At 58.1% G+C, this 22,774-nt stretch carries 22 protein-coding genes; 11 read left to right on the forward strand and 11 right to left on the reverse strand.

Annotated elements, in window-relative coordinates; all coding sequences use genetic code 11:
• Positions 1 to 49 precede the first annotated feature (49 nt).
• Genes AC2FJ5_RS13660 through AC2FJ5_RS13680 form a run of 5 tightly spaced genes read left to right on the forward strand, consistent with a single transcriptional unit; the run spans position 50 to position 4,683 of the window.
• Positions 50 to 547: a flagellar basal body-associated FliL family protein gene (locus AC2FJ5_RS13660; RefSeq protein ID WP_496793681.1), complete on the forward strand. Its 498-nt coding sequence runs from the start codon at positions 50 to 52 to the stop codon at positions 545 to 547.
• Between the two features lie 9 nt (positions 548 to 556).
• Complete coding sequence (locus AC2FJ5_RS13665) at positions 557 to 1,063, forward strand: hypothetical protein (RefSeq protein ID WP_496793683.1); 507 nt, start codon at positions 557 to 559, stop codon at positions 1,061 to 1,063.
• Positions 1,060 to 1,635: a MotE family protein gene (locus AC2FJ5_RS13670; protein ID WP_271952374.1), complete on the forward strand. Its 576-nt coding sequence runs from the start codon at positions 1,060 to 1,062 to the stop codon at positions 1,633 to 1,635. Before AC2FJ5_RS13665 ends, AC2FJ5_RS13670 begins: the two co-directional genes overlap by 4 nt.
• A gap of 46 nt (positions 1,636 to 1,681) precedes the next feature.
• Entirely contained in the window at positions 1,682 to 2,551 is an 870-nt protein-coding gene (motA, locus tag AC2FJ5_RS13675) for a flagellar motor stator protein MotA (protein WP_496678419.1), read from the forward strand.
• Positions 2,548 to 4,683: a hypothetical protein gene (locus AC2FJ5_RS13680; protein WP_496793684.1), complete on the forward strand. Its 2,136-nt coding sequence runs from the start codon at positions 2,548 to 2,550 to the stop codon at positions 4,681 to 4,683. The genes motA and AC2FJ5_RS13680 overlap by 4 nt, the downstream gene beginning before the upstream one ends.
• A gap of 122 nt (positions 4,684 to 4,805) precedes the next feature.
• Here AC2FJ5_RS13680 and betB read toward each other — a convergent pair whose 3' ends face one another.
• The gene (gene betB, locus AC2FJ5_RS13685; protein ID WP_496793685.1) at positions 4,806 to 6,260 is read right to left on the reverse strand and encodes a betaine-aldehyde dehydrogenase; all 1,455 of its coding nucleotides are present in this window, start codon (positions 6,258 to 6,260) and stop codon (positions 4,806 to 4,808) included.
• Positions 6,261 to 6,426: 166 nt separating this feature from the next.
• Here betB and AC2FJ5_RS13690 point away from each other — a divergent pair, with 166 nt between their 5' ends.
• Complete coding sequence (locus AC2FJ5_RS13690) at positions 6,427 to 6,756, forward strand: hypothetical protein (protein WP_142638625.1); 330 nt, start codon at positions 6,427 to 6,429, stop codon at positions 6,754 to 6,756.
• 13 nt (positions 6,757 to 6,769) lie between these two features.
• Here the strand turns inward: AC2FJ5_RS13690 and AC2FJ5_RS13695 are convergent, their stop codons facing one another.
• Both AC2FJ5_RS13695 and trhO read right to left on the reverse strand, forming a co-directional pair.
• Entirely contained in the window at positions 6,770 to 7,273 is a 504-nt protein-coding gene (locus tag AC2FJ5_RS13695) for a potassium channel family protein (protein ID WP_281973307.1), read from the reverse strand.
• Positions 7,274 to 7,346: 73 nt separating this feature from the next.
• The gene (trhO, locus tag AC2FJ5_RS13700; protein ID WP_496793686.1) at positions 7,347 to 8,252 is read right to left on the reverse strand and encodes an oxygen-dependent tRNA uridine(34) hydroxylase TrhO; all 906 of its coding nucleotides are present in this window, start codon (positions 8,250 to 8,252) and stop codon (positions 7,347 to 7,349) included.
• Positions 8,253 to 8,348: 96 nt separating this feature from the next.
• Here trhO and pncA point away from each other — a divergent pair, with 96 nt between their 5' ends.
• Complete coding sequence (gene pncA, locus AC2FJ5_RS13705; protein WP_496793688.1) at positions 8,349 to 8,942, forward strand: bifunctional nicotinamidase/pyrazinamidase; 594 nt, start codon at positions 8,349 to 8,351, stop codon at positions 8,940 to 8,942.
• Here the strand turns inward: pncA and AC2FJ5_RS13710 are convergent.
• The gene (locus AC2FJ5_RS13710) at positions 8,939 to 9,472 is read right to left on the reverse strand and encodes a hypothetical protein (RefSeq protein ID WP_496692779.1); all 534 of its coding nucleotides are present in this window, start codon (positions 9,470 to 9,472) and stop codon (positions 8,939 to 8,941) included. The genes pncA and AC2FJ5_RS13710 overlap by 4 nt on opposite strands.
• A gap of 165 nt (positions 9,473 to 9,637) precedes the next feature.
• Here AC2FJ5_RS13710 and pncB point away from each other — a divergent pair, with 165 nt between their 5' ends.
• Positions 9,638 to 10,930: a nicotinate phosphoribosyltransferase gene (gene pncB / locus AC2FJ5_RS13715; RefSeq protein WP_496793690.1), complete on the forward strand. Its 1,293-nt coding sequence runs from the start codon at positions 9,638 to 9,640 to the stop codon at positions 10,928 to 10,930.
• Between the two features lie 3 nt (positions 10,931 to 10,933).
• Here pncB and AC2FJ5_RS13720 read toward each other — a convergent pair whose 3' ends face one another.
• From AC2FJ5_RS13720 to AC2FJ5_RS13745, 6 genes are read right to left on the reverse strand one after another with little or no spacing between them, the layout of a single operon-like run.
• Positions 10,934 to 12,385: an aldehyde dehydrogenase family protein gene (locus AC2FJ5_RS13720; protein ID WP_496793692.1), complete on the reverse strand. Its 1,452-nt coding sequence runs from the start codon at positions 12,383 to 12,385 to the stop codon at positions 10,934 to 10,936.
• A 32-nt stretch (positions 12,386 to 12,417) separates the two neighbouring features.
• Positions 12,418 to 14,016, reverse strand: a complete 1,599-nt coding sequence (locus tag AC2FJ5_RS13725) for an ABC transporter ATP-binding protein (protein WP_496793693.1) — start codon at positions 14,014 to 14,016, stop codon at positions 12,418 to 12,420.
• The gene (locus AC2FJ5_RS13730; protein ID WP_496793694.1) at positions 14,013 to 14,828 is read right to left on the reverse strand and encodes an ABC transporter permease; all 816 of its coding nucleotides are present in this window, start codon (positions 14,826 to 14,828) and stop codon (positions 14,013 to 14,015) included. Before AC2FJ5_RS13730 ends, AC2FJ5_RS13725 begins: the two co-directional genes overlap by 4 nt.
• On the reverse strand, positions 14,825 to 15,772 hold the full coding sequence (locus tag AC2FJ5_RS13735) for an ABC transporter permease (protein ID WP_496793695.1): 948 nt from the start codon (positions 15,770 to 15,772) through the stop codon (positions 14,825 to 14,827). Before AC2FJ5_RS13735 ends, AC2FJ5_RS13730 begins: the two co-directional genes overlap by 4 nt.
• Positions 15,773 to 15,812: 40 nt before the next feature.
• The gene (locus AC2FJ5_RS13740; protein WP_496793697.1) at positions 15,813 to 16,832 is read right to left on the reverse strand and encodes a hypothetical protein; all 1,020 of its coding nucleotides are present in this window, start codon (positions 16,830 to 16,832) and stop codon (positions 15,813 to 15,815) included.
• A gap of 27 nt (positions 16,833 to 16,859) precedes the next feature.
• Positions 16,860 to 18,347 (reverse strand): ABC transporter substrate-binding protein, encoded by a 1,488-nt coding sequence (locus AC2FJ5_RS13745; protein WP_281995708.1) that lies wholly within the window; start codon positions 18,345 to 18,347, stop codon positions 16,860 to 16,862.
• A gap of 170 nt (positions 18,348 to 18,517) precedes the next feature.
• On the opposite strand from AC2FJ5_RS13745, the gene panB reads away from it, so the two are divergent.
• From panB to glpK, 3 genes are all read left to right on the forward strand, one after another.
• The gene (panB, locus tag AC2FJ5_RS13750) at positions 18,518 to 19,357 is read left to right on the forward strand and encodes a 3-methyl-2-oxobutanoate hydroxymethyltransferase (protein WP_496793698.1); all 840 of its coding nucleotides are present in this window, start codon (positions 18,518 to 18,520) and stop codon (positions 19,355 to 19,357) included.
• Positions 19,354 to 20,196: a pantoate--beta-alanine ligase gene (panC, locus tag AC2FJ5_RS13755; RefSeq protein WP_496793699.1), complete on the forward strand. Its 843-nt coding sequence runs from the start codon at positions 19,354 to 19,356 to the stop codon at positions 20,194 to 20,196. The genes panB and panC overlap by 4 nt, the downstream gene beginning before the upstream one ends.
• Before the next feature lie 69 nt (positions 20,197 to 20,265).
• Positions 20,266 to 21,744: a glycerol kinase GlpK gene (gene glpK / locus AC2FJ5_RS13760; RefSeq protein ID WP_496793701.1), complete on the forward strand. Its 1,479-nt coding sequence runs from the start codon at positions 20,266 to 20,268 to the stop codon at positions 21,742 to 21,744.
• Positions 21,745 to 21,924: 180 nt separating this feature from the next.
• Here the strand turns inward: glpK and AC2FJ5_RS13765 are convergent, their stop codons facing one another.
• The gene (locus tag AC2FJ5_RS13765) at positions 21,925 to 22,770 is read right to left on the reverse strand and encodes an enoyl-CoA hydratase/isomerase family protein (protein WP_142640334.1); all 846 of its coding nucleotides are present in this window, start codon (positions 22,768 to 22,770) and stop codon (positions 21,925 to 21,927) included.
• Positions 22,771 to 22,774: the final 4 nt, after the last annotated feature.

The following is a 22,774-nucleotide window of genomic DNA, read 5'->3' on the forward strand; positions in this document are numbered from 1 at the left end:
TAGTCCCTGCCGGGTTATGACATCCCCAGACTGAATGAATGAGGACGTCATGACTGACGCGACTGCAGAACAGGCAGAAGCCCCGGAAAAATCGGGGAAAAAAGGATTGGTCATTGGGGTGATTCTGGCCGTTGCCGGGGCTGCGGGCGGGTATTTCCTGACCACTTCGGGGCTACTGCCATTTGGCGGGCAACCAGCCGCGGAAGACGCCAAGGAAAAAGACAAAGGGACCGAGGTTAAAGCCCTGCCTGAGGTTGGTTTTATCGACCTGCCGGCGGTGATCGTCTCGGTCAATGCCGGCGATTCGCGGCACCTGAAATTCCATGCCCAGCTTGAGGTGAACAGCAGCTACGTCTCGGATGTCGAGAAGATGAAGCCTCGAATCATGGATGTTCTGAACGGGTATCTGCGGGCGGTCGAAGTGTCGGACCTCGAGGATTCGCTCGCACTGATGCGTATCCGTGGCCACCTTTTGCGTCGCATTGAAATCGTCGTCGGGGAAGGGCGCGTGCGCGATGTCCTCGTGATGGAATTCGTATTGAATTAGGAGGCCGAGATGGAGCTGATTGCAGATATTTTGCTGGTCGCAGGTGCGCTGGGCGCGGGTCTTTACTGTTTTGTGCTGTCCCGTCGGTTAAAGCGGTTCACTAATCTGGAACAAGGTGTCGGTGGCGCGGTCGCTGTCCTGTCATCCCAGGCGGATGAGCTGAAGAAATCGCTTGATTCAGCACGAACTTCTTCGGACCAGTCGGGCCTTGTACTTGAGGCACTGACACAAAGGGCGGAATCAGTTGCTCAGCGGCTCGAACTGATGATGGCTTCGATGCATGATGTCATTCCGGCCGAAGAACCCGCCAATGACATCAAGGTTGAAGATCCCAAGCCGCAAGAACCCAAGGCCGAGGAACCAACGACGGATCCTGAGCCTGAAGAGGTTCAGGTCGAGGCGGTGGAAAAGCCAGAGGATCCTGCTGCGCCCAAATTTGAGGATACTCAGGAAAAGCGCCCGGGCGGGCTGATGTTTTTCCGCCACGACCGCAATAGCGGAGAGGCCGCGACATGAGCGGACGCGTTGTAGAGAAACGACCAAGAAGCGGTGTGCTGACAGTGATCTCACTGTTGATGCTTGGATCAGCCGCGATTCGGTTGGGGTTTGAGGCTGCACCAGCCCTGGCAAAAGGGGCCGAACAGGCAGAATCAAAACCGAAAGAGACCCAAGCAGAACTGCCCGGTGCCCGAATATTGCTGACCGAATTGCTGCGGCGCGAAGAAGCGTTGAAAAAACGCGAAGCCACAGCCATTGATCGGGAAAAGGCGCTCGCCATTGCCGATGAGGCCATTGAGACCCGCCTGGCCGCCCTGCAGCAGGCCGAAGAGGCGCTGCGTGAGACGCTGGCCATTGCGGAAAAAGCGGCTGAGACAGACCTGACGCGCCTGACGGATGTCTATCAGAACATGAAGCCGAAAGATGCGGCCGCCCTGTTTGAAACGATGGACCCGACCTTTGCCGCCGGATTCCTGTCACGGATGCCGCCCGATGCCGCAGCCGGTGTTTTGGCAGGCCTGAACCCCGAGGCTGCCTATACAATCAGCGTGATTATGGCCGGGCGAAACGCTTCGGCTCCGCAGGAGTAGCCCCCATGATTTTCAACCCTGCATCGGAATTCGCCGGAGACTTCTTATGATCGGAATTGTCGGAATTGTTGTTATTTTCGTCATGGTGTTCGGCGGCTATTTGGCGGCTGGCGGGAAAATGACCATCATCATGAAATCCCTGCCGTTCGAGATGATGATGATCGGTGGCGCCGCGGTCGGCGCATTTATGATCAGCAATGACCTGAGCGCCGTGAAGCACACGATCAAGGATATGGCAAAAGTATTCAAAGGTCCTAAATGGAAACCAGATGACTACCGTGACCTGCTGTGCCTGTTGTTTTCGCTGATCCGTATCGCCAAGGCCAACCCGGTCGAGGTTGAACAGCATATCGAAGACCCCGAAAACTCGCCTCTGTTTTCGACTTATCCGAAAATTCAGGCCGACAAAGAAGCCGTCGATTTGATCTGCGACACGATGCGGGCTGCCTCTTTGAATTATGACGATCCCCACCAGGTCGAAGAGGTGCTGGAAAAGCGGATGGAGGCGAATTTTCACCACGCCATGCACTCTAGCCACGCGCTACAGACTGTTGCTGACGGCCTGCCCGCACTTGGAATTGTTGCGGCAGTTCTGGGCGTTATCAAAACGATGGGCTCGATTGATCAACCCCCAGAAGTGTTGGGAAAGCTGATCGGTGGCGCTCTGGTCGGGACGTTCCTGGGGGTCTTTCTGGCTTATGGGCTGGTCGGCCCATTTGCAGGAAAACTCAAATCCGTGGTGGAGGAAGACAATCATTTCTATCAGTTGATCAAAGAGGTTCTGGTTGCCAACCTGCACAACCACAACCCTGCCATGTGCATCGAAGTCGGGCGGCAGAACACTCCCACCCATAACAGGCCGGGTTTCTCAGAACTTGAAGAGGCCTTGAAAGAGCTAAAGCAGGCAGCGGCATGATCCGATACGCCCTAATGGTTTCAGCGGCGCTTACGGCCGCTGGACAGGCTGGCGCGCGCGACATTTCTGTGCGATCGGGCGAGCATGACGGATATACGCGTCTTGTTGTGCAGGTGCCCCCGGGAACGGAATGGGGTCTGAAGCAAACGAAGAATGGCGCAAGACTCGACATAGCGCTTTTTGATGCCGAATTTCAGACCGGGGCAGTGTTTCAGCGGCTGTCGCAGAACCGTCTGTCTGCGATCTCACAGACCAACCCGGGTGATGCGTTAGAGATGGAATTCGGCTGCGACTGCTTTGCCACCGCATTTCTGCATCAAAACACGATGATCGTTGTGGATATTGCGCCGGGGGCAGCCCTTCCACCGATCAGCAGCGACATTCCACCCCCAACGCTGCCCAAAACGGCAGTGGTAAACGCCCCGCTGCCCGGGCCACAGGCGCTTGATCCTCTGGTATTGCCGCTTTTGAATCTCAATGCGCAGATATCTGAGGACCAGCTATCGACGCGATTGTTGCAGGGCGCTGACCGAGATCTGGTTGATCTTGAACTGTCCCAGATCGGCCCACGAGATTCGAACGACAATCAATCACTGAACATGCCGCCACGCATGGACCTGAACATCGCGGTCACTTCGGTACTGGATGATCTGGATGGCTTGCTGGGACCATCCATTCCACAACTGGAGAAGAAACCGGCCTGCATTTCCAGCGCCGAGCTAGGCTTTGACAGCTGGTCCGATGGGCGCCTGTTCCCCGAACAGGTGGCAGAGCTGCGCACTGGCCTGTTTCAGGAGTTTGATCGCGTTGACAAAGGACGGGCCATGAAGCTTGCCAAGCTCTATGCGTATTTCGGCTTCGGTGCCGAGGCGGTTCGCAGCCTTGGCTGGATTGGTGAAGAGACGCCGGAAACGAACCGGATTTCTGCGATTGCCGCTGTTCTGGACAACCGGCCACTGAAAGGGTCAAATCCATTCCGCGACCTACAGCGTTGCGAAAGTGACGCCGCAATCTGGGCCGCTCTGACCGAGGGTAAGCTCGCCGAAGATGCCCAGATAAGGGTTATGGAACAATCGTTTGCGCGACTACCGGATCATCTGCGCCGGCAAGTCGGACCTATGCTGTCCGACATTTTCGTTGCAGCCCAAAAACTTGAAGCCGCGCGGCGCGTCTTGCGGGCTGTTAATCGCATCGAAACCAAACCCAGCCCCGGCGCGATTCAGGCCAAGGCCGGTGTTGCAAAGGCCGAAGGCGATCAGGAGAAATCCGAAACCTTGCTGAAAGACGTGGTGGGCAGCTCGGAAGCAGGGCTCGAAGCGCCTCTGGCGCTGGCGCGACTGATTGAACAGCGGTGGGCGGAACGCGGGTCAGCCTCCGCCCGGGAGCTCGAACTTGCCGCATCTTACACGGTCGAATTGCGCCGATCTGAGATCGGCCCACTTATGCAACGGACATATGCGCTGGCGCTGAGTTTGGGCCAAGAGTTCGACCAGTCTTTTGATCTGTTAGAAGATATTCCGAATTCAGCTGAAACGCTGGACCGGGCCGTTCAAGTACTGACTGCGCGCGCCGACGACGATACTTTTTTGCGGCGCATCTTCAACCTGCCCGGACCGATGGCACAATCGCTGAAAACCGAAACCGCAATCTCCATTGCCGAAAGGTTGGCATCGCTGGGGTTTGCCCGTCCAACGCTATTTTGGTCCAACCGACCTCAGGACACTATCAGGCGAAAGGACCGAGCCCTTTTGCGCGCGCAGGCGGCATTGTTGTCCGGCCAGCCACACAAAGCCTTGCTGGAGTTAGGGGATGACCCCTCGGACAAGGCCATGTCACTGCGGGCGCAGGCCGATCTGGATATAGGTGAGTTTGAAAATGCAGGGCGGGTATTGTTGCAGTTTGACAGGGTGAACGAAGCAGAAAGATTGTTCTGGCTTTCTGATATGGAAGACGTCCCGCAGCCTGAGGTCGACCAAAAATTCGGACAGGTCAGGCGGGCGACTCTGGCATTGGCAGAACCTGTAACCAGGATTGAAGAACGACCATTGGCGGATGCAACTGCCCTGCTTGAAAACACGGCCAACGCCCGAGAGAACATCGCTCAGCTTCTCGCACTTGTGAGGGCGGACTGAAACGTCTGGGAAAAACTCAGGGTGGCCACTTAGTCAGGGCTGATCTCCTGACGAACCGCGGCATCCAATGCCCTGTTCCCGAGGGAAAACCCCATGAACAGAGCCTGAATTGGTGGATTTAGTCAGTAAGGCGCCTCGACGTCATTCATCGAGACATAGACCGTTTTTATCTCGCTGAAATGATTGATTGCCAATTTCGAGTTTTCCCGCCCGACCCCAGACATTTTTGACCCGCCAAACGGGGCTTCAACCGGTGCGAGGTTGTAGGTGTTGATATAGCAGGTGCCCGCCTCGAACGCGGCCACGATACGATGGGCTCGGGTCAGATCTTTGGTGAACACACCGGCTGCCAGACCGAATTCGGTGTTATTGGCGCGGGCCATCACCTCTTCCTCGGTTTCGAAATCCAACACTGACATAACCGGGCCGAAGATTTCCTCGCGCGCGATGGCCATGTCATCGGTCACATCGGCAAAGACGGCGGGCTGAATGTAGAACCCGTCGCCTTCGATACGCGCACCGCCATAGACCAAACGCGCACCTTCTGCCTTGCCTTTTTCAACATAACCCAGAGCGATATTCATCTGGTTTTCGCTAACCATCGGACCGAAATTAACCTCTTCATCCATCGGGTCACCGATTTTCACATTCGCCAGACGCTGGGACAGGCGATCGAGGAAGGCTTCTTTGATGCCTTTGTGTACAAAAACGCGGGTGCCGTTGGAACAGACCTGACCCGAGGAGTAGAAATTCCCCAAAATGGCGCCAGACACGGCGTTTTCGATATCTGCATCGTCGAACACGATCATGGGGGACTTGCCGCCCAGTTCCATCGTGACATGCTTCATGCCATCGGCTGCTGCGGCATAAACCTTGCGCCCTGTCGGTACCGATCCGGTCAGCGAGACCTTGGCAACACGGGGGTCCGTCACAAGTGATGCGCCCACATCGCCATAACCCTGAATTACGTTATAGACACCCTTTGGTGCCCCGGCCTCGACTAGGATATCGGCCACTTGCAGAGCAGATAAGGGCGTGGTCTCGGAAGGCTTGAATACCATCGTGTTGCCGCAGGCCAAAGCAGGCGCGCCTTTCCAGCAGGCAATCTGGGTTGGATAGTTCCACGCGCCGATTCCGACGCAAACCCCAAGCGCCTCACGGATCGTATAGACGAAATCCCCACCACCCAGCGGGATATGCTCGCCGGTCAGCGAGGCCGCCAAACCTCCGAAATACTCCAACGCATCGGCCCCGCTAGTAGCGTCGGCAACCAAAGTTTCCTGCAGCGGTTTTCCAGTATCGTGGGTTTCGATGATCGACAGATCACGATTGCGTTCGCGCATGATGTCCGCGGCGCGGCGCAGAACACGGCCCCTTTCGGTCCCAGACATCGCGGCCCAGTCTGCCTGTGCCGATTTTGCACTGTTTAGAGCCTGATCTATGATCTGCGGAGTAGCAGAATGCAGCCGTGCGATCACTTCCCCTGTTGCGGGGTAGATCACGTCTATGGGTGCTCCGGTCGTGTCGTCGACATATTCACCGTTGATGAAATGGCTCGCCTTGGGCTGAAATCTCATTGTGGGGATTCCCTGATCAGAAGCTGTTTCCCCCGCGTTTATATTTTATTGACTCAGCAGTCAATAAAACTGATCCAGAGCGATTTCCTGCCAATTCCAACAGGCCACGGCTTGAAATTTTCGGTTAATGTTCTATTTATGTTCTACATAGTCAGAGGATCAACCGATGGCCCATTCATTGCGAAACACCGCCCCGCACGGCCCGACAAACGACTATCACCTGCTGCCCGCCACCGATCGGCAGATACGCTATGCCCGCGCCATCGCGGAGCAAACTGCACTTGAGATTCCGGTCGAGGCGCAGCGCGACCGTCAGTCCATGTCCGCCTGGATTTCCAAACACAAACCTGATGATCCCTCGCCATTTGCAAATTACCCGACCGGCAAGCAGGTTACCTTTGCCGAACGTATCTCGCGCAGCAAACGCCGCCCAATCCCGTCGGAGTGCTTTCGCGACAAACAGATGATGTCGCGTTGGATAGATCAAAACAAATAGGCGAAATCAGAGCCTAATCCGGACTATGATTGCGGGCATACAACGCCACCGCCGCCGCGACGAACAGGCCCAGTAGGATATAGCCGGTCACCGCCTCGGCCACGGCCAGGGCGCGGCACAGCCCGGTTGGGGACATATCGCCGTACCCAACGGTGGTGAATGTAACATAAGAAAAATACAGGATATCAGCGGGCCCTTGCGCCCCGATGACGCAATTATCCTGGTACCCGAATGCGCCATAGGCAGCGGCGAACAGGAACGGAACGACCTGAATAAAGGACACACCCATCAAAAACAGAATGCGGCGCGGTGATTTCACCTGAGTCATATAGAACCAGGATTGAGACACCATCCACACAACCAGCCCCACAGAGGCGATCGTACCGATCGTGTCACCTGCGGTGCCCTCGCTCAGACGGGACAGACCGAACCATGCGAGGAAACTGGCAACCACCATTGCGGCTGCCGCCAGCAGCGTTGATTTCCATTCTTCCAAAGTCGTGGGTTTTCGGGACATGGAACCTCCAACGCGCTGAAATCTCCGGGATTATCCGGTGGACTGTCCTGCGTGGCAACCAGATTTCAGAAAATCAGTCCGTGCCCAGATGTTCCTGTCCCCGCTGACGTGCCAGCAGGATCTGTTTTTGACGTTCCCGGAACCGGGTTTTGTCGACCTCAGAGGTTTCCTCTATGCATTGATGGCAGGACACGCCGTGTTCGTATTCGGCACGTTTCACATCCTCAGGCAGGATCGGGCGACGGCAGCCATGGCACAGGTTGTGCGGCCCTTCGACCAGCCCATGCCCAACGGATACGCGGTTGTCGAACACAAAGCATTCGCCCTGCCAGGTGCTGTTCTCGACGGGCATTTCCTCGAGATACCGCAGGATGCCACCTTTCAGGTGATAGACATCCTCGACCCCCTGACCCAACAGGTAATTGGTGGATTTCTCACACCGGATGCCACCCGTGCAGAACATCGCCACACGCTTATTGTGGAACCGGTCCTTGTTTTCTTCCCACCAGGTGGGGAATTCACGAAAACTGCTTGTTTCAGGGTCTAACGCGCCCTCAAACGTACCGATTGCCACCTCGTAATCATTTCGGGTGTCGATCACCACCACATCATCCGAGCGGATCAGATCATTCCAGTCTTCGGGCTCGACATAATTGCCGACACGGGCGCGCGGATCGATGTCCGGTTGGCCCATGGTCACGATCTCTTTTTTCAGGCGTACCTTGATCTTGCCAAATGGCGGTTGGTCAGACGTGGCCTCTTTCCACTCCAGATCAGCACAGCCGGGCAGCGCACGGATATGGGCCAGAACCGCGCCAATGCCAGCGCGGGGTCCGGCAATAGTGCCATTGATCCCTTCCTGTGCCAGCAAGAGCGTCCCCTTGACCGATTGCGCGCGGCACAGCTCAAGCAAGGGCGCACGAAGGGCTTCGTGGTTGGCGAACCGGGTGAAATGATAGAGAGCAGCGATCGTATACATGCGCGCGGTCTAAACCCGCGCGGACAGAGTCGCAAGAGACCGGATTGACGCCCCTTGTCGCGCCCACTACCGATATTGCAACCGAAGGAGGCCCCGATGACCCATGCCCTGATCGTGATCGACGTCCAGAACGATTTCTGCCCCGGCGGCGCGTTGGCGGTTCCCGGCGGGGATCAGATCGTAGCCCCGATCAACGCGATGATACCCGATTTTGACGCGGTGATCCTGACGCAAGACTGGCACCCTGCGGGGCATTCCTCCTTTGCCAGCAGCCATGCGGGCAAAAACCCCTATGACATGACCGAGATGCCTTATGGGCCTCAGGTTTTGTGGCCAGATCACTGCGTGCAGGGAACAAATGGGGCAGCATTTCATGCGAACCTGCGTACGGATGGCGATCTGATCCTGCGCAAAGGGTTCCGCAGCAACATCGATAGCTATTCGGCGTTCTTTGAGAACGACCAGACCACGCCCACCGGGTTGGAAGGGTATCTGCGCACCCGTGAAATCGAGAGACTGACACTCGTCGGACTGGCCACGGATTTCTGCGTCTACTACTCTGCGGTTGACGCAGCGCGGCTGGGTTTCGACGTGTCAGTTCAGATGAGAGCCTGCCGGGCAATTAACCTGGATGGGTCATTGGCCTCGGCAGAGACCGCGATGAAAGATGCTGGCGTTCGGCTGATCTAAGGGGTTGCCCCCGCAGCCGCCAGATACTTGAGCAGCGCAAAGATAATCACCGCCAACCCCAAAGCAAACCCAACCCGGCCTGGTACAGTTCGGCGATTTGGTCCGGCCGATTCCGCCTGCTGTGGCCTGGGTTTCCACATTGGAACCTCTTTGGGCAACCCGGCGCGCGGCTTGGCGGCTTTTACATCGTTCATGAACTTCAGGAAATCAAACTCGCCGCAATATTCGCCTTTGACTCCCGTCGTCCGGATATTGTGAAACAAGGCTCGCAGAATGCGATCCCTGTCCGCCGTATCCTGTGGACGGTAATATCCATGGGTAATCTCGCTGCGCGTCGAATCCAGACCAAAACCGGCATCATGAAAAATTTTGCGTATTTTGGGTGACGCTGCCCGCAATGCATCGGCTGTTTTCACATTCCGAAACAGCGCACGCACTTTGCGTCCGTTTTGCGCCCCTGACGGGGTCGTCTCCGGATCGTTTTCCCCCGAAGCGATCGTTACAATATCAAAGTCGTACTCGAGAACCATTCACTAACTAAACCTCGACTATCCATCCCCCTCTTTCCACTAACCGGTGAAAAGACCCCACAATATGCTCGCATTGTGACTTGACCTTGTCATTGTCATCAATTTAGCGACTCTTGCCATTCCACGCACCTATTGATCTAACAACGGAAATCGCAGGAGTTCCCAATGGTCGATATTGCGACGCGAGTATACAATCACAAATGGAAGATTGACCCGATTGTCCGGTCTTTAATCGACACAGACTTCTACAAACTGCTGATGTGCCAGTCAGTGTTTCGAAATAAGCCCCAAACGGATGTGGTGTTTTCACTTATTAACCGGTCGAATCACATTCCATTGGCTGAATTGATTGATGAGGGAGAGCTGCGCGAACAACTGGACCACATTCGGTCACTCAGCCTGAGCCGGGGGGAAAGCACTTGGCTGCGCGGCAATACCTTCTATGGCAAACGTCAGATGTTCCGTTCGGATTTCATGGGGTGGTTCGAGAACCTGCGACTGCCGCCCTATCACCTTGAACGCAATGGTGATCAGTACGAATTGACCTTTGAAGGCAAATGGCACGAGGTCATGCTGTGGGAAATTCCCGCATTGGCAGTCCTGATGGAGCTGCGATCCCGCTCGGTGCTGAATGCGATGCGGCGGTTCGAGCTACAAATTCTCTATGCTCGTGCGATGACCCGTGTATGGGAGAAAATCGAACATCTACGAGGGATTCAGGGGCTGGGCATCGCCGATTTCGGCACCAGACGGCGGCATTCCTTTCTATGGCAGGACTGGTGCGTCCAAGCCATGATCGAAGGTCTGGGCCCTGCATTTACCGGCACCTCGAACTGCCTGATCGCCATGCGGCGCGAGGTCGAGGCCATCGGCACCAATGCCCACGAGTTGCCCATGGTTTACTCTGCGCTGGCTGATACTGATGAGAAACTGGCGCAGGCACCCTATGACGTGCTTAGCGATTGGCACGAGGAACATGACGGCAACCTACGGATCATCCTGCCTGACACCTATGGCACCAAGGGTTTTCTGGACGACGCGCCAGATTGGTTGGCGGGATGGACTGGCATCAGAATCGACAGCGGTGATCCGGCAACCGGTGCAGAAACTGCGATCAAATGGTGGCAATCACGCGGTGAGGATCCCAAACAGAAACGCGTGATCTTTTCTGACGGTCTGGATGTCGACAAAATCCGCGAACTGCATAGTCAGTTTGCGGGCCGCACCAAAGTATCCTTCGGCTGGGGCACGCTACTGACCAATGATTTCAGAGGGCTGGTTCCCGATGACGCGCTGGCACCCTTCTCGTTGGTCTGCAAGGCGATTTCGGCCAATGGTCGCCCGACGGTCAAACTGTCGGACAACCCGGAAAAAGCGATGGGTCCGGCGGATCAGATCGAGCGCTACAAACGTGTCTTTGGCGTTGGCGTGCAACAGCCAATCGAGGTCATCGTTTAGGCCCTAACCATGGAACGCGGCTACCGTTTTCACCTGTGAGAATCCGTACAGCGCCTCGAACCCTTTTTCGCGACCATGGCCGGATTTCCCGACACCGCCAAAGGGCAGCTCCACACCTCCGCCAGCGCCGTAATTGTTGATAAACACCTGCCCCGACCGCAACTTCTTTGCCAGCCGCATCTGCCGCGCACCATCGCGTGTCCAAATGCTGGCAACCAGCCCGTAATCGGTGGAGTTGGCGATCTGCAGGGCCTCTTCCTCGGTCTCAAAGGGGATCAGCACTTGGACTGGGCCGAAAATCTCATCCTGTGCCAAAACATGATCAGGGGGTACGTCGGCAAACAGGGTCGGTTGCACATAGGCGCCAGACTCGGGTGCGTGGCCAACAATCGGCCCCTGGCCCACGATATTCAGATCTGCGCCTTTGTCGATAAATCCGGTCACGATGTCCTTCTGACGTGCTGAAATCAGGGGCCCCAGGCGCAAATCTTCGGACGCGGGCCCAACGGTCAACTCGGAATAGGCCGAGGCCATGCGCGATTTGACCTGCTCATACACTCCGCGTTGCACCAGAACGCGGGAGGAGGCCGAACAGGTCTGCCCTGCGTTCTGAACGCCCGCATTCACCAGAAACGGCAGGGCCGCATCCAGATCTGCATCGTCGAACACCAGCTGCGGGGATTTCCCGCCCAGCTCCAGCGTCACGGGCACCACGTTATGCCCAGCGGCCTGTTGCACTAACGCGCCGGTGGCAACGGAGCCGGTGAAGGACACATGCTGAATCCCCGGATGCGCCGACAGCGCCGCCCCGGCCTCGGCCCCCAGCCCCGGAACCACGTTCAAAGCGCCCGCCGGCAACCCGGCCTGCTGCGCCAGATGAGCAAAGGCAAGCGCGGTCAAACAGGCCTCTTCCGCTGGTTTCAGCACACAGGCATTGCCCATCGCCAAAGCCGCCCCGACAGAGCGGCCGATGATCTGCATAGGATAATTCCACGGCACAATGTGGCCCGTCACACCATGCGGTTCACGCAGGGTATAGACGGTATAGCCATCCAGATAAGGGATCGTTTCGCCCATCACCTTATCCGCCGCGCCTCCGTAAAACTCACAATACCGCGCCAGTGCCACCGCATCGGCGCGCGCCTGGGTCAGGGGTTTGCCGACATCCATCGCCTCCAACGCGGCCAGATCATCGACACGCTCCAGCACCATCTGACCCAACCGGGTCAGAATGCGCCCGCGCTCTAACGCGGATTTGCGGCCCCAGTCCCCATCCAGCGCCTTTTGCGCCGCGTTCACCGCAGCATCGATGTCATCAGCATCCCCGCGCGCGATCCGACATAGCTCGGACCCGTCCGACGGGTTGATCAGCGGCAAATCTGCCTGAGACGCAGGCCGCTGCCACGCGCCGCCAATCAGGCACAAGCTGGGATCGAACCACAGGGGATTGGTCATGTCAGGCTCCATTTCGTCTCTAACATTGTAGTTTACGCCACATTCTGACCGATATCCGGCAGGGTCGGTGCGGCGGCGATCAGGGTTTGGGTATAGGGGTGCTGCGGGTCGGAAAAGACCTGTTCCGTCTCGCCCTGCTCGACAATCTGCCCTGCCTGCATCACCAAAACCCGGTCGGTGATCGTACGCACGACGCTTAGATCATGGCTGATGAACAGATAGGTTAGGTCATAAGCAGCGCAGAGCTCGGCCAGCAGATCCAGAATTTGCGCCCGGACAGAAACATCAAGGGCCGAGACCGCCTCATCAAACAAGATCAGTTCGGGCCGGATGATCAGGGCACGGGCGATGGCGATACGCTGCCTCTGCCCGCCCGAGAATTCGTGAATGTACCGACCCGCGTCATCGGGGCTGAGACCTACGGCTGTCAGAATCTCGGCGATCCGATCCTGCTGCTCGGACCCGGTTGGGGGATGTTCGAGCAGGTGAAACGGCTCGGTGATCAGGCGCGTGACCCGGTGTCGGGGGTTGAAGCTGCCATAGGGGTCCTGGAACACAACCTGCATCTTACGCCGGACGGCCAGATTGGGTTTGTGCCCGGTGAATACTGGCTGCCCGTCCAGCAGAATCTGGCCGCTCTGCACCTCTTCCAGCCCCAGGATAGCCCGTGTTAGGGTCGTTTTTCCGCACCCGGACTCTCCGACTAGGCCCAAGCGCTCGCCTTTGTTCAGTGTAAAGCTGACCCCAGCCACAGCCCTGTGGTGTCGCGGCGCATCAAACAAGCCCTTTCGGGGCAAACGGTAATCCCGGACCACCTGTGCAACCTCAAGCAAAGGCTGTGCCTGTTTGGGTTCCGGCAGGTCAACCTGATGGCCCGAGGCCCGGAACAGCATGCGTGTATAGGGATGCTGCATGTTCCGCAGCAAGGGTTCGGTGGCGCCGGCCTCGACGACTTCGCCATAGCGCATGACGATGATCCGGTCGGCCATATCGGCCACAACCGCCAGATCATGGGTGATCATTAGCAATCCCATGTCATATTCGCGCACCAACCCCGTGAGCAGGTCTAAAATCTGCGCCTGCGTAGTGACGTCCAGCGCCGTCGTAGGTTCGTCCGCGATCAGCAACCTTGGGCGCAACGCGATGGCCATGGCGATCACCACGCGCTGACGCTGACCACCGGACAGCTCATGCGGATACCTGGACAGAGGGAACCTTTCGGGCGGAAGGCCGACGCGCGTCAGCACTTCTTCGGCACGGGACCGGGCCTGTGCAGTAGGCATGGCTTTGTGGATCAGGATTGTCTCCATCACCTGATCCCCGATGGTTTTGACCGGGTTGAGTGCGGTCATGGGTTCCTGAAACACCATCCCGACCGAGGCGCCACGCAGGGCGCACATCTCATCCTCGGAACAGTTCAGCAGGTCCAGCCCGTCCAACCGGATCGCGCCCGCGGCATCCGCACCGTTTGGCAGCAGTTGCATCACCGCCAACGCCGTCATGGACTTGCCCGAACCGCTTTCACCGGTGACGGCGACAATCTCACCCGACGCAACAGACAGGCTGACCTGTTTGAGGATGTCCATGCCATGAATCGACAGGTTGAGATTTTCGATTTCCAGCAAGCTCATGCGCGCGCCACCCGTATTCGGGGGTCCAGCCAATCCCGCAAACCGTCGCCCAGCAGGTTCAGCCCCAAAACAGTGACAATGATTGCAAGCCCCGGAATCAGAGCCAAATGCGGGGCAAAACTGACCATCGTCTGCGCATCTGCCAACATCCGGCCCCAGCTGGGCGTGGGCGGCTGCGCGCCCAGTCCAACATAGGACAGGCCAGCCTCGGCCAGGATGCCAAGGCTGAACTGGATGGTGCCTTGCACGATCAGCAGGTTGGCCACATTCGGCAGGATATGTTCGACCGAGATGCGCGCCGCGCCTTTGCCCGAGACTCGGGCGGCGAGGATGAACTCTCGCTCCCATAGGGACAGGGCGGCCCCACGGGTGATGCGGGCGAAAATGGGAATGTTGAAGATGCCGATGGCGATGATCGCGTTGATCGCGCCTGCGCCAAAGACGGCCGTAATCAGGATTGCGATAACAAGAGAGGGGAAGGCAAAGACCAGATCGTTGCCGCGCATGATCACCTCATCCAACCACGCGCCCTTGCGCGCCGCTGCGGCCAAGCCGAGTGGCACGCCCAATGTCATGCCGATCCCCACCGCCACCAAGGCCACAGCGATTGAAGTGCGCGCACCCACCATGATCATTGAGAACATGTCCCGCCCAAAATGATCGGTGCCAAACCAGTGCTGCGCATTGGGCGGTTGCAGCTTGGCGGGAATATTCAGCGCGGCGTGCGCATAGGGCGTCCAGACAAAGGAAAGTGCAGCCGCCAAGACCACCAACGAGGAGAGTACTGCACCAAGGATGAGATTGCGGCTCATGTCCTGCTCCTCAGACGGGGGTCAACGGCGGCATAGGCGAGGTCAACTAGAAAATTCACCGTGATCACTGCAAAAACCAGTAGCATGACCACCGATTCCACCACGATCAGATCGCGGGCAGAAATCGCTTGAAACACCAGCCGCCCGAGGCCGGGCAGGTAAAACACCTGTTCGATAATGATGGACCCGGCCAGAAGAAAGGAAAACTGCAGCCCGATGATAGTCAGCACCGGGATCAGCGCATTGCGCACCCCGTGACGCCACAGCGCCTGTCGGCGGGAGAGGCCCTTGGCCCGTGCGGTGCGCATGAAATCCTCACCCAGAATATCCAACAGGGCCGACCGCATGACCCTTGCAAGAATCGCCGCCTGTGGCAGGGCCAGCGCTATGGCTGGCAGGGTCAGCGAGTGTAGACCGGTCCAAAACCCGTCGTCCCAGCCTGCGAACCCTCCAGCGTTGAACCAGCGCAGATTGATGGCAAAGACCAGCACCAGCATCATGGCGAACCAGAAATTGGGCACGGCGATGCCGAGCTGTGTGGCCCCCATGACCGCCACATCGCCCGGCCGCCCCCGGCGCGCAGCAGCGTAAATCCCTGCGGGAAAGGCGATCAGGGTCGATAGGGTCAGTGCATAAAGCGCCAGCGGCAGCGACACCCAAAGTCGGTCCGCAATCATCTGAGACACCGGCGTGCGATAGGTGTATGAAGTGCCGAAATCCCCGACCAGCATTCCGCTGACCCAGTTGAAATATCGCTGCGGTTTGGACACATCCAACCCCAGCTCGACCCGCAGCGCGGCCAGCGTGTCAGCCTGCACGTTGACGCCAAGCATGAAGGATGCCGGATCGCCCGGCGCGACCTCGATCACTGCAAAAATGACCACCGAGGCGATAGCCAGGCTGATCACCAGTGAAATCAGACGTTTGAGGGCATAGCGTAGCATTACAAACAGGTTACGGGTGCGAGCCGCGCATACGCAACAGCTACTTGTAGGACTGCTGCTCTTGCCGGACCAAATCAGTCGCGCAGGTCGAAAGCTTCGCCGCGGGTGCGCTGTCCACCAGCGTTTCCAGATTTGTCTCGGTCCGGGCCAGTGCCGCCCGACGAAGGACCATCAGGCGCGCGCGAGGACTGTCCAGAAACTGCTCCTGCGGGATGAGCGTTTCCAGCGGGCTGTCGATGCGGATGACCTCGAAATAGCCGCCAAACAGGGCAAGGAAGGCGAAGGCGCAGTTTGGTGCCTCGGCCCCGCATTGGTCAGAACAGAGCTGCGCGATGGGGCGGGTTGACTGGGATGTCATCAACCAGTTTTCCACCGCCGGGCGCCAGCTATTGTCCACAGACAGATCGCCATATCCCAGCCCCAGGGCCAGCAACCCCGCCATGCCCAGCGCCTGATCGGAATTCATGTCAACTGGATCAGGCTGAATGTGGCGCAGCGCGGCCAGACCGTCGCCACGCGGCTCGGGATTGACCGTCAGATAACTCAGGTAAGGTTTGAGGTCCTGCATCAGCTGCCCATCCGCCAACAGATCGCCGCGCATTTCTGGATCGCCATAGAGTGCCACAATTCGCGTCGGGTAGTCCGTAGCTTGATGTTCTCCCAACGCATTGAGCTGTGCAATCAGCTTCGGGTCTGGTGTGGGGCGTTTGGCATCCAACAGCGCTTGGGCAAGCTCATTTCCACCTTTCGCCTCAACCAACAGCCAGGATCGGCCAAAGGCCGTCAGGTCTTTTTGACGAAACAGCTTGCGCGAACCCTTTCGGCCCAGCGATTGGCGGAACGGAGATGGTCCAAGATCGGCGGTTTCAATTCGCCCCAACAGCAGACGAGCCTGCGCGTTGCCATCAGCCGCCAGCTCCGCCAGCAGTGGCAGGGCGCGTTCATCATCGCCCTCCAGCCACAGTGTCACCGCCTGTTCAAGCGGCGTATCCCCTTTGGCGACCGGCGCAATCACGGCTAAAACCGCGATCATCAACGCAACGAGGGTTGATCTTCTCATGCGCCGGTCTCCTCTCTGGAACTGGTCTTATTCCGCCCAACTGATGGCGGTCAGGTCGATGGCCGCTGTGGGTGCGTTTTCCCAAAGGCCCTGAACGCCAGCCTTGGCAACGCCAAGCTTGGCCAGCTGGAACAGATACCCGTTGACGTAATCATTTGCGATCAGACGCTGCGCTTCGCCCAACAGGCGGGTACGCTCATCTGGGTCGGTGGTGGCGTTCAACGTCTCCATCAGCGTCTGAAAGTCGATGCTGTCATACTGGAAATAATAGTCGGGTCGCGCATAGATGCCGATATCCATCGGCTCGGTATGGCTGACGATAGTCAAACCAAAATCCTTGCCCTTGAACACCGATTCCAGCCACTGCGCCCATTCGACATTGATGATTTCAGCCTCAATCCCGACCTCGGCCAGTTGCGCGGCGATGATCTCGCCTCCGCGGCGAGCGTAAGAAGGCGGCGGCAGGTGCAGAGTGGTCTTGAACCCTTCGGCATAGCCCGCATCGGCCAGCAACTGCGCGGCCTTCTTGGGGTCATACGCCGAATTGCCGGTCAGATCGACATAGGCCGGGTTGTGCGGGGCAAAATGCGTTCCGATGGGCGTGCCATAGCCGAACATCGCGCCGTCAATAATTGCCTGACGGTCGATGGCATGGGCCAGCGCCTGCCGCACCCGGATGTCGTCAAAGGGCGGCTGCTTGTTGTTGGTGGACAGAATCGTCTCACCCTCGGTCGAGCCGACAAGCACTTGAAAGCGCGGATCAGCCTCGAACTGCGGCATGTTCTCAGGCGCCGGGAAAATGTCGAACACATCCACATCCTCGGCCATCATGGCGGCAAAGGCGGCGGTCGGGTCCGAGATGAACTTGAATGTAGCAGACTCTAACGCGGGCTGATCACCCCAATAGTCGGGGTTTCGCGTCAGCGTGATGCTGTCCCCCTGCACCCAGTCCCCAAAGGCAAACGCGCCGGTGCCGACCGGGTTGGTCTTGATCGCCTCTATGCTTTCGGGGGCGACAATCACCGCATCCCCCCAGGCCATATTGAACAGGAAATTCCCGTTTGGTCCTGACAGGGTGACCCTGACGGTCAACGGATCCACGACCTCAACGCTTTCGATCCCGGCAAACAGGGCCTTTTGTGCATTGGCGCTGTCTTCAGCGCGGGCCCGGTCAAGGCTGAATTTGACGTCCTCGGCATCCATGGTGGTGCCATCGTGGAAGGTCACACCATCGCGCAGCTTAAAGGTATAGACGGTGCCGTCGTCTGATATCTCCCAGCTTTCCGCCAACCCGGGCACGACCGATCCGTCGCCCATGAACCGGGTCAGACCTTCGAAGATATTGGTATAGACAACCGAATCGATGGCCTGTGCCGCAGCGCTGGTCGGGTCCAGATGCGGCGGCTCAAGCTGCATTGCGATGGTGATGTCGGATTTGGCCAGGGCTTGGGTGGCTATCAAACTGGCTCCAATCGCCAGCGCCGATGCAAAAGACCGAAACATCTGCTTTGTCATATCGTTGTCTCCCCACTGAAACTGCGTGGTCCTGCATGTCGCGGACCGGTCTGCGGACCAATGTCCCTTTAAACCCTAGGTCAATCAAGGAAATGTTCGCGCAACCGGGCTATCTTTGGCCCGGTCCAATCTGCTATGCCGCACCGCAACATGAACCGCGAGGAGCGAGCATGAGCGCCACCGCCCGCAAAAGAGCCCCGAATGCCGTGGATATTCGCGCCCGAAAAGGTGGCGAGCCACTGGTCAGTCTGACCGCATATACAACTCCGATGGCCCGACTGATGGATGATCATTGCGACTTTGTTCTGGTCGGTGACAGTGTCGGCATGGTGCTACACGGGTTGGAATCCACACTTGGCGTGACGATGGAGATGATGATCCTGCATGGTCAGGCTGTTGCTCGCGGGCTGGACAAGGCGATGATGGTCATCGACATGCCCTTTGCCAGTTACGAGGAAAGCCCCGCACAGGCGTTCCGCAATGCTGCCCGCCTGATGGCGGAAACCGGTGCCGGTGCCGTCAAGCTTGAGGGCGGTGTCGAAATGGCCGAGACCATCCGCTTTCTGGTCAAGCGCGGCATCCCGGTGATGGCGCATATCGGCCTGACCCCACAGTCGATCAACACGCTGGGTGGATACAAGGTGCAGGGCCGTGATGATCAGGCACAGACGGTACTGGCCGATGCCCATGCCGTGGCTGAAGCAGGCGCCTTTTCCCTTGTGTTAGAGAAGGTTCCGCAGGGTCTAGCCGACCAAATCACTGCCGAGGTCGCTATCCCTACTATCGGCATTGGCGCGTCCGCCGAATGTGACGGGCAAATACTTGTGGTGGACGACATGGTCGGCTTTTTCACCGCTTTCAAACCGAAATTCGTCAAACGATATGCCGAGCTGGGGCCACTGGCCGAGGCCGCCATCGCCGAGTACGCCGCCGAAGTGCGCGCACGCGCTTTCCCCGCCGATGAACATGTCTTTGCCGATCAGGCTCCGTCACAGGGCTCAGCTAAATGACCGCTCCGATCCTGCGTCGCCTCTCCGATCTGCACGCCTTGACCGCCAACTGGCGCAAGAAAGGTGAGGCAATCGGCGTCGTCCCAACTATGGGCGCGTTGCATCCGGGGCATCTGTCTCTGGTTGAGGCGGCCAAAAATGGCACCGACAGAGTTATCGTGACGATTTTCGTGAACCCAAAGCAGTTTAACAACCCCGAGGATCTGGCCAATTATCCGCGCACCGAAATCGAAGATGCTCAGAAACTGGCGCCCTATGGCGTTGATGCGATTTATGTGCCGGACCCGGACGAGATCTACCCGCAAGGCTTTGCCACCACCGTATCTGTAACTGGCCTGACCAATGTGATGGAGGGCGAATTCCGCCCCGGCCATTTCGATGGCGTCGCCACTGTGGTCGCCAAACTGTTCCTGCAAACCCAGGCAGACAGAGCCTATTTTGGGGAAAAAGACTATCAACAGCTGCTGGTCGTGCGCCGCATGGCGCGCGATCTGGATATCCCGATCGAAGTGATCGGCTGCCCCACGGTGCGTGAACCCTCGGGTCTGGCCATGTCCTCACGCAATCAGCGCCTCTCGCCCGAGGGGATGGAGATTGCAGCGCACAAACACCGCATCATGCTGGATCTTGCCAACGCGCTAAAGAACGGCGCCCCGTTCGACACACTGGCAGCACAGGCCAGTACCGATCTTTTGGCCGCAGGTTTTACACAAGTGGAATATATCCAACTGCGCTGTGCGGAATCTCTGAACCCGCTGACACATGCCGACCGACCCGCCCGCCTGTTTGCCGCGGCCTGGGCGGATGGAGTGCGTCTAATCGACAATATTCCCGTCTGAACACTCTGGTACGCAACCGACTGTTTGCGCTAAAGTCTCGCAAAACCAAATGCGAAGGGGGGCGCAGGCGTGACCTATATTCTTGCCATTGATCAGGGCACCACATCATCACGGGCCATTCTGTTCGACGCAGACATGCAACGGGCAGGCACCGCGCAGCATGAATTTACGCAGTATTTCCCACAAGAAGGCTGGGTCGAACACGATCCCGAGGAAATCTGGGACAGCGTCCTACGTGTCTGCCGCGAGGTGATGCAGAGCGTTGGCGCAACCCCCGATCAGATTGCCAGTATCGGCATCACCAACCAGCGTGAAACAACCGTGGTCTGGGACAAGCAGACCGGCAAGCCGATTTACAATGCTATCGTCTGGCAGGATCGCCGCACCGCCGATATCTGCGCCCGCTACAAGCAGGCCGGTTGCGAGGATGACGTGACCCACCAGACCGGGCTGTTGCTGGACCCGTATTTTTCGGGAACCAAAGTCAAATGGCTACTGGACAATGTCCCCGGCGCCCGCGATCGCGCCGAGGCAGGAGAGCTACTGTTCGGCACCATCGACAGTTTCCTGATCTGGCGCCTGACCGAAGGCCGCAACCATGTGACAGACGCCACCAACGCTGCCCGCACACTGCTGTTCGACATCCACAAAGGCTGTTGGAGCACCGATATCTGCGATCTGTTGGATGTGCCCATGTCCATGCTGCCCGAGGTACAGGATTGCGCCTCGGATTTCGGAGAAACGACTCTGATTGGGGGAAATATCCCGATTCTGGGTGTTGCGGGCGATCAGCAGGCCGCGACCATCGGGCAGGCCTGTTTTCAGCCCGGCATGATGAAATCGACCTATGGGACAGGCTGTTTTGCGCTGTTGAATACCGGGCCACAGCCGGTCGCTTCGAAGAACCGCCTGCTGACGACGATCGCCTATCAGTTGGAAGGACAAAGAACCTATGCGCTTGAGGGGTCGATCTTTGTCGCAGGGGCTGCGGTGCAATGGCTGCGTGATGCTTTGCAGATCATCGAAACAGCCGCGGAAAGTGGTGAGCTGGCGCAGCAGGCCGACTCCAACCAGCATGTTGTGCTGGTGCCCGCGTTTACCGGATTGGGCGCGCCCTATTGGAAACCAGATTGTCGGGGCGCGGTCTTTGGCCTGACCCGCAATTCCGGGCGGGCAGAATTTGCCAAGGCAACACTGGAAAGCATCGCCTATCAGACCCGAGACCTGTGGCATGCCATGCAGGGCGATTGGGGCGCAGATACCGATGTCATCTTACGCGTCGACGGCGGTGCCAGCGCATCTGATTGGGCGATGCAAGGCCTGTCGGATTACCTCGGCGCCGAGGTCGACCGACCCGTGATGCAAGAAACCACCGCTCTGGGCGCGGCTTGGCTGGCCGGTATGCGCGCGGGCATCTACCCTGATCAACAGGAATTCGCGGAAACCTGGGCGCTGGATCGCCGGTTCGAACCCAAACTATCCGCAGAGGAACGCGACGCCGCCTATGACCGCTGGCAACGCGCTGTTCAGGCGGCCATGGCGTTCTGATCGCAGCCGCATTTGGGCTCTGCTTTGTTCAAACTTGGGTTCTTATGGGGCCACCCGTGCGAACGGTGAATTTCTACGGCAAGTCAGTGCTGCGAGTAAGGCTGTTGGTCAATGTCGGGACCGCGGGACAAAACGGACATCCGACGCACAAGGCCGAATGTCCGCTTAATCCAATCAATCTCAGTTGATATCCTGAACATCCATGACCAGGTTTTCCCAGTTCCGCTGGTTTTCCATGTCGTGCTCTAGGCCCTGCTCGTCTGCGATCGTGAAGCGTTTAACGGCTGATGTTTTGCTCGTTGCCTGGTAGAGCCAATAGGCCTCGGCCTTCAGGGCCTCATCGATAGGCTTGTCGATCGACTCGTAGACCATCTGCTTGCAGGCATTGATGGACTCTGCCGGGAACTTGGAAATCCGCTGCGCCAAGGTGTTTACGTAGTCGTCGATCTCATCAGCATCCAACGCTTTATTGATCGTGCCCATTGCCTCGGCTTCATCGGCGTCAAAGTCTCGGGCACTCAGGATGATTTCCAGCGCGCGGCCCAGACCGGTCTGACGGGCCATGCGGGACGCACCGCCGCCGCAGGGCAGGATACCCATGCCGACTTCCATCTGCATGAACTTGAATTTGCCACGCGCCGCAAAGCGCATGTCCAGCGCCAGGGCCAACTCGTGGCCACCACCGCGTGCGAAGCCTTCCAGCTTCGCGATCGTGGCCTGAGGCACCTTGCTGATGCGTTCGCAGACCGCTTGCAAATCGAGCAGCTGGGCTTCATCGCGGGAGACAGCTTCGGTCGACATGTCCTTGAGCAGCTCGGTGTCGTAGTGGCAGACCCAAACCTCGGGGTTCGCGGATTGGAAGATGACCACCTTGGTATCGCGGTCCCGCTCCAGCCGCATGGCAAGGCTGTTGAGGTCGGCCAGCATTTCCTGGCCTTGCACATTCACTGTTCCAAAATCGAATGCCACCGTTGCGATGGCGTCTTGGACCTTCACGTCAAAGGTTTGAAAATTCTCGTATTTCATCAGT

It is taken from the genome of Ruegeria sp. CDSA221, assembly GCF_059611825.1.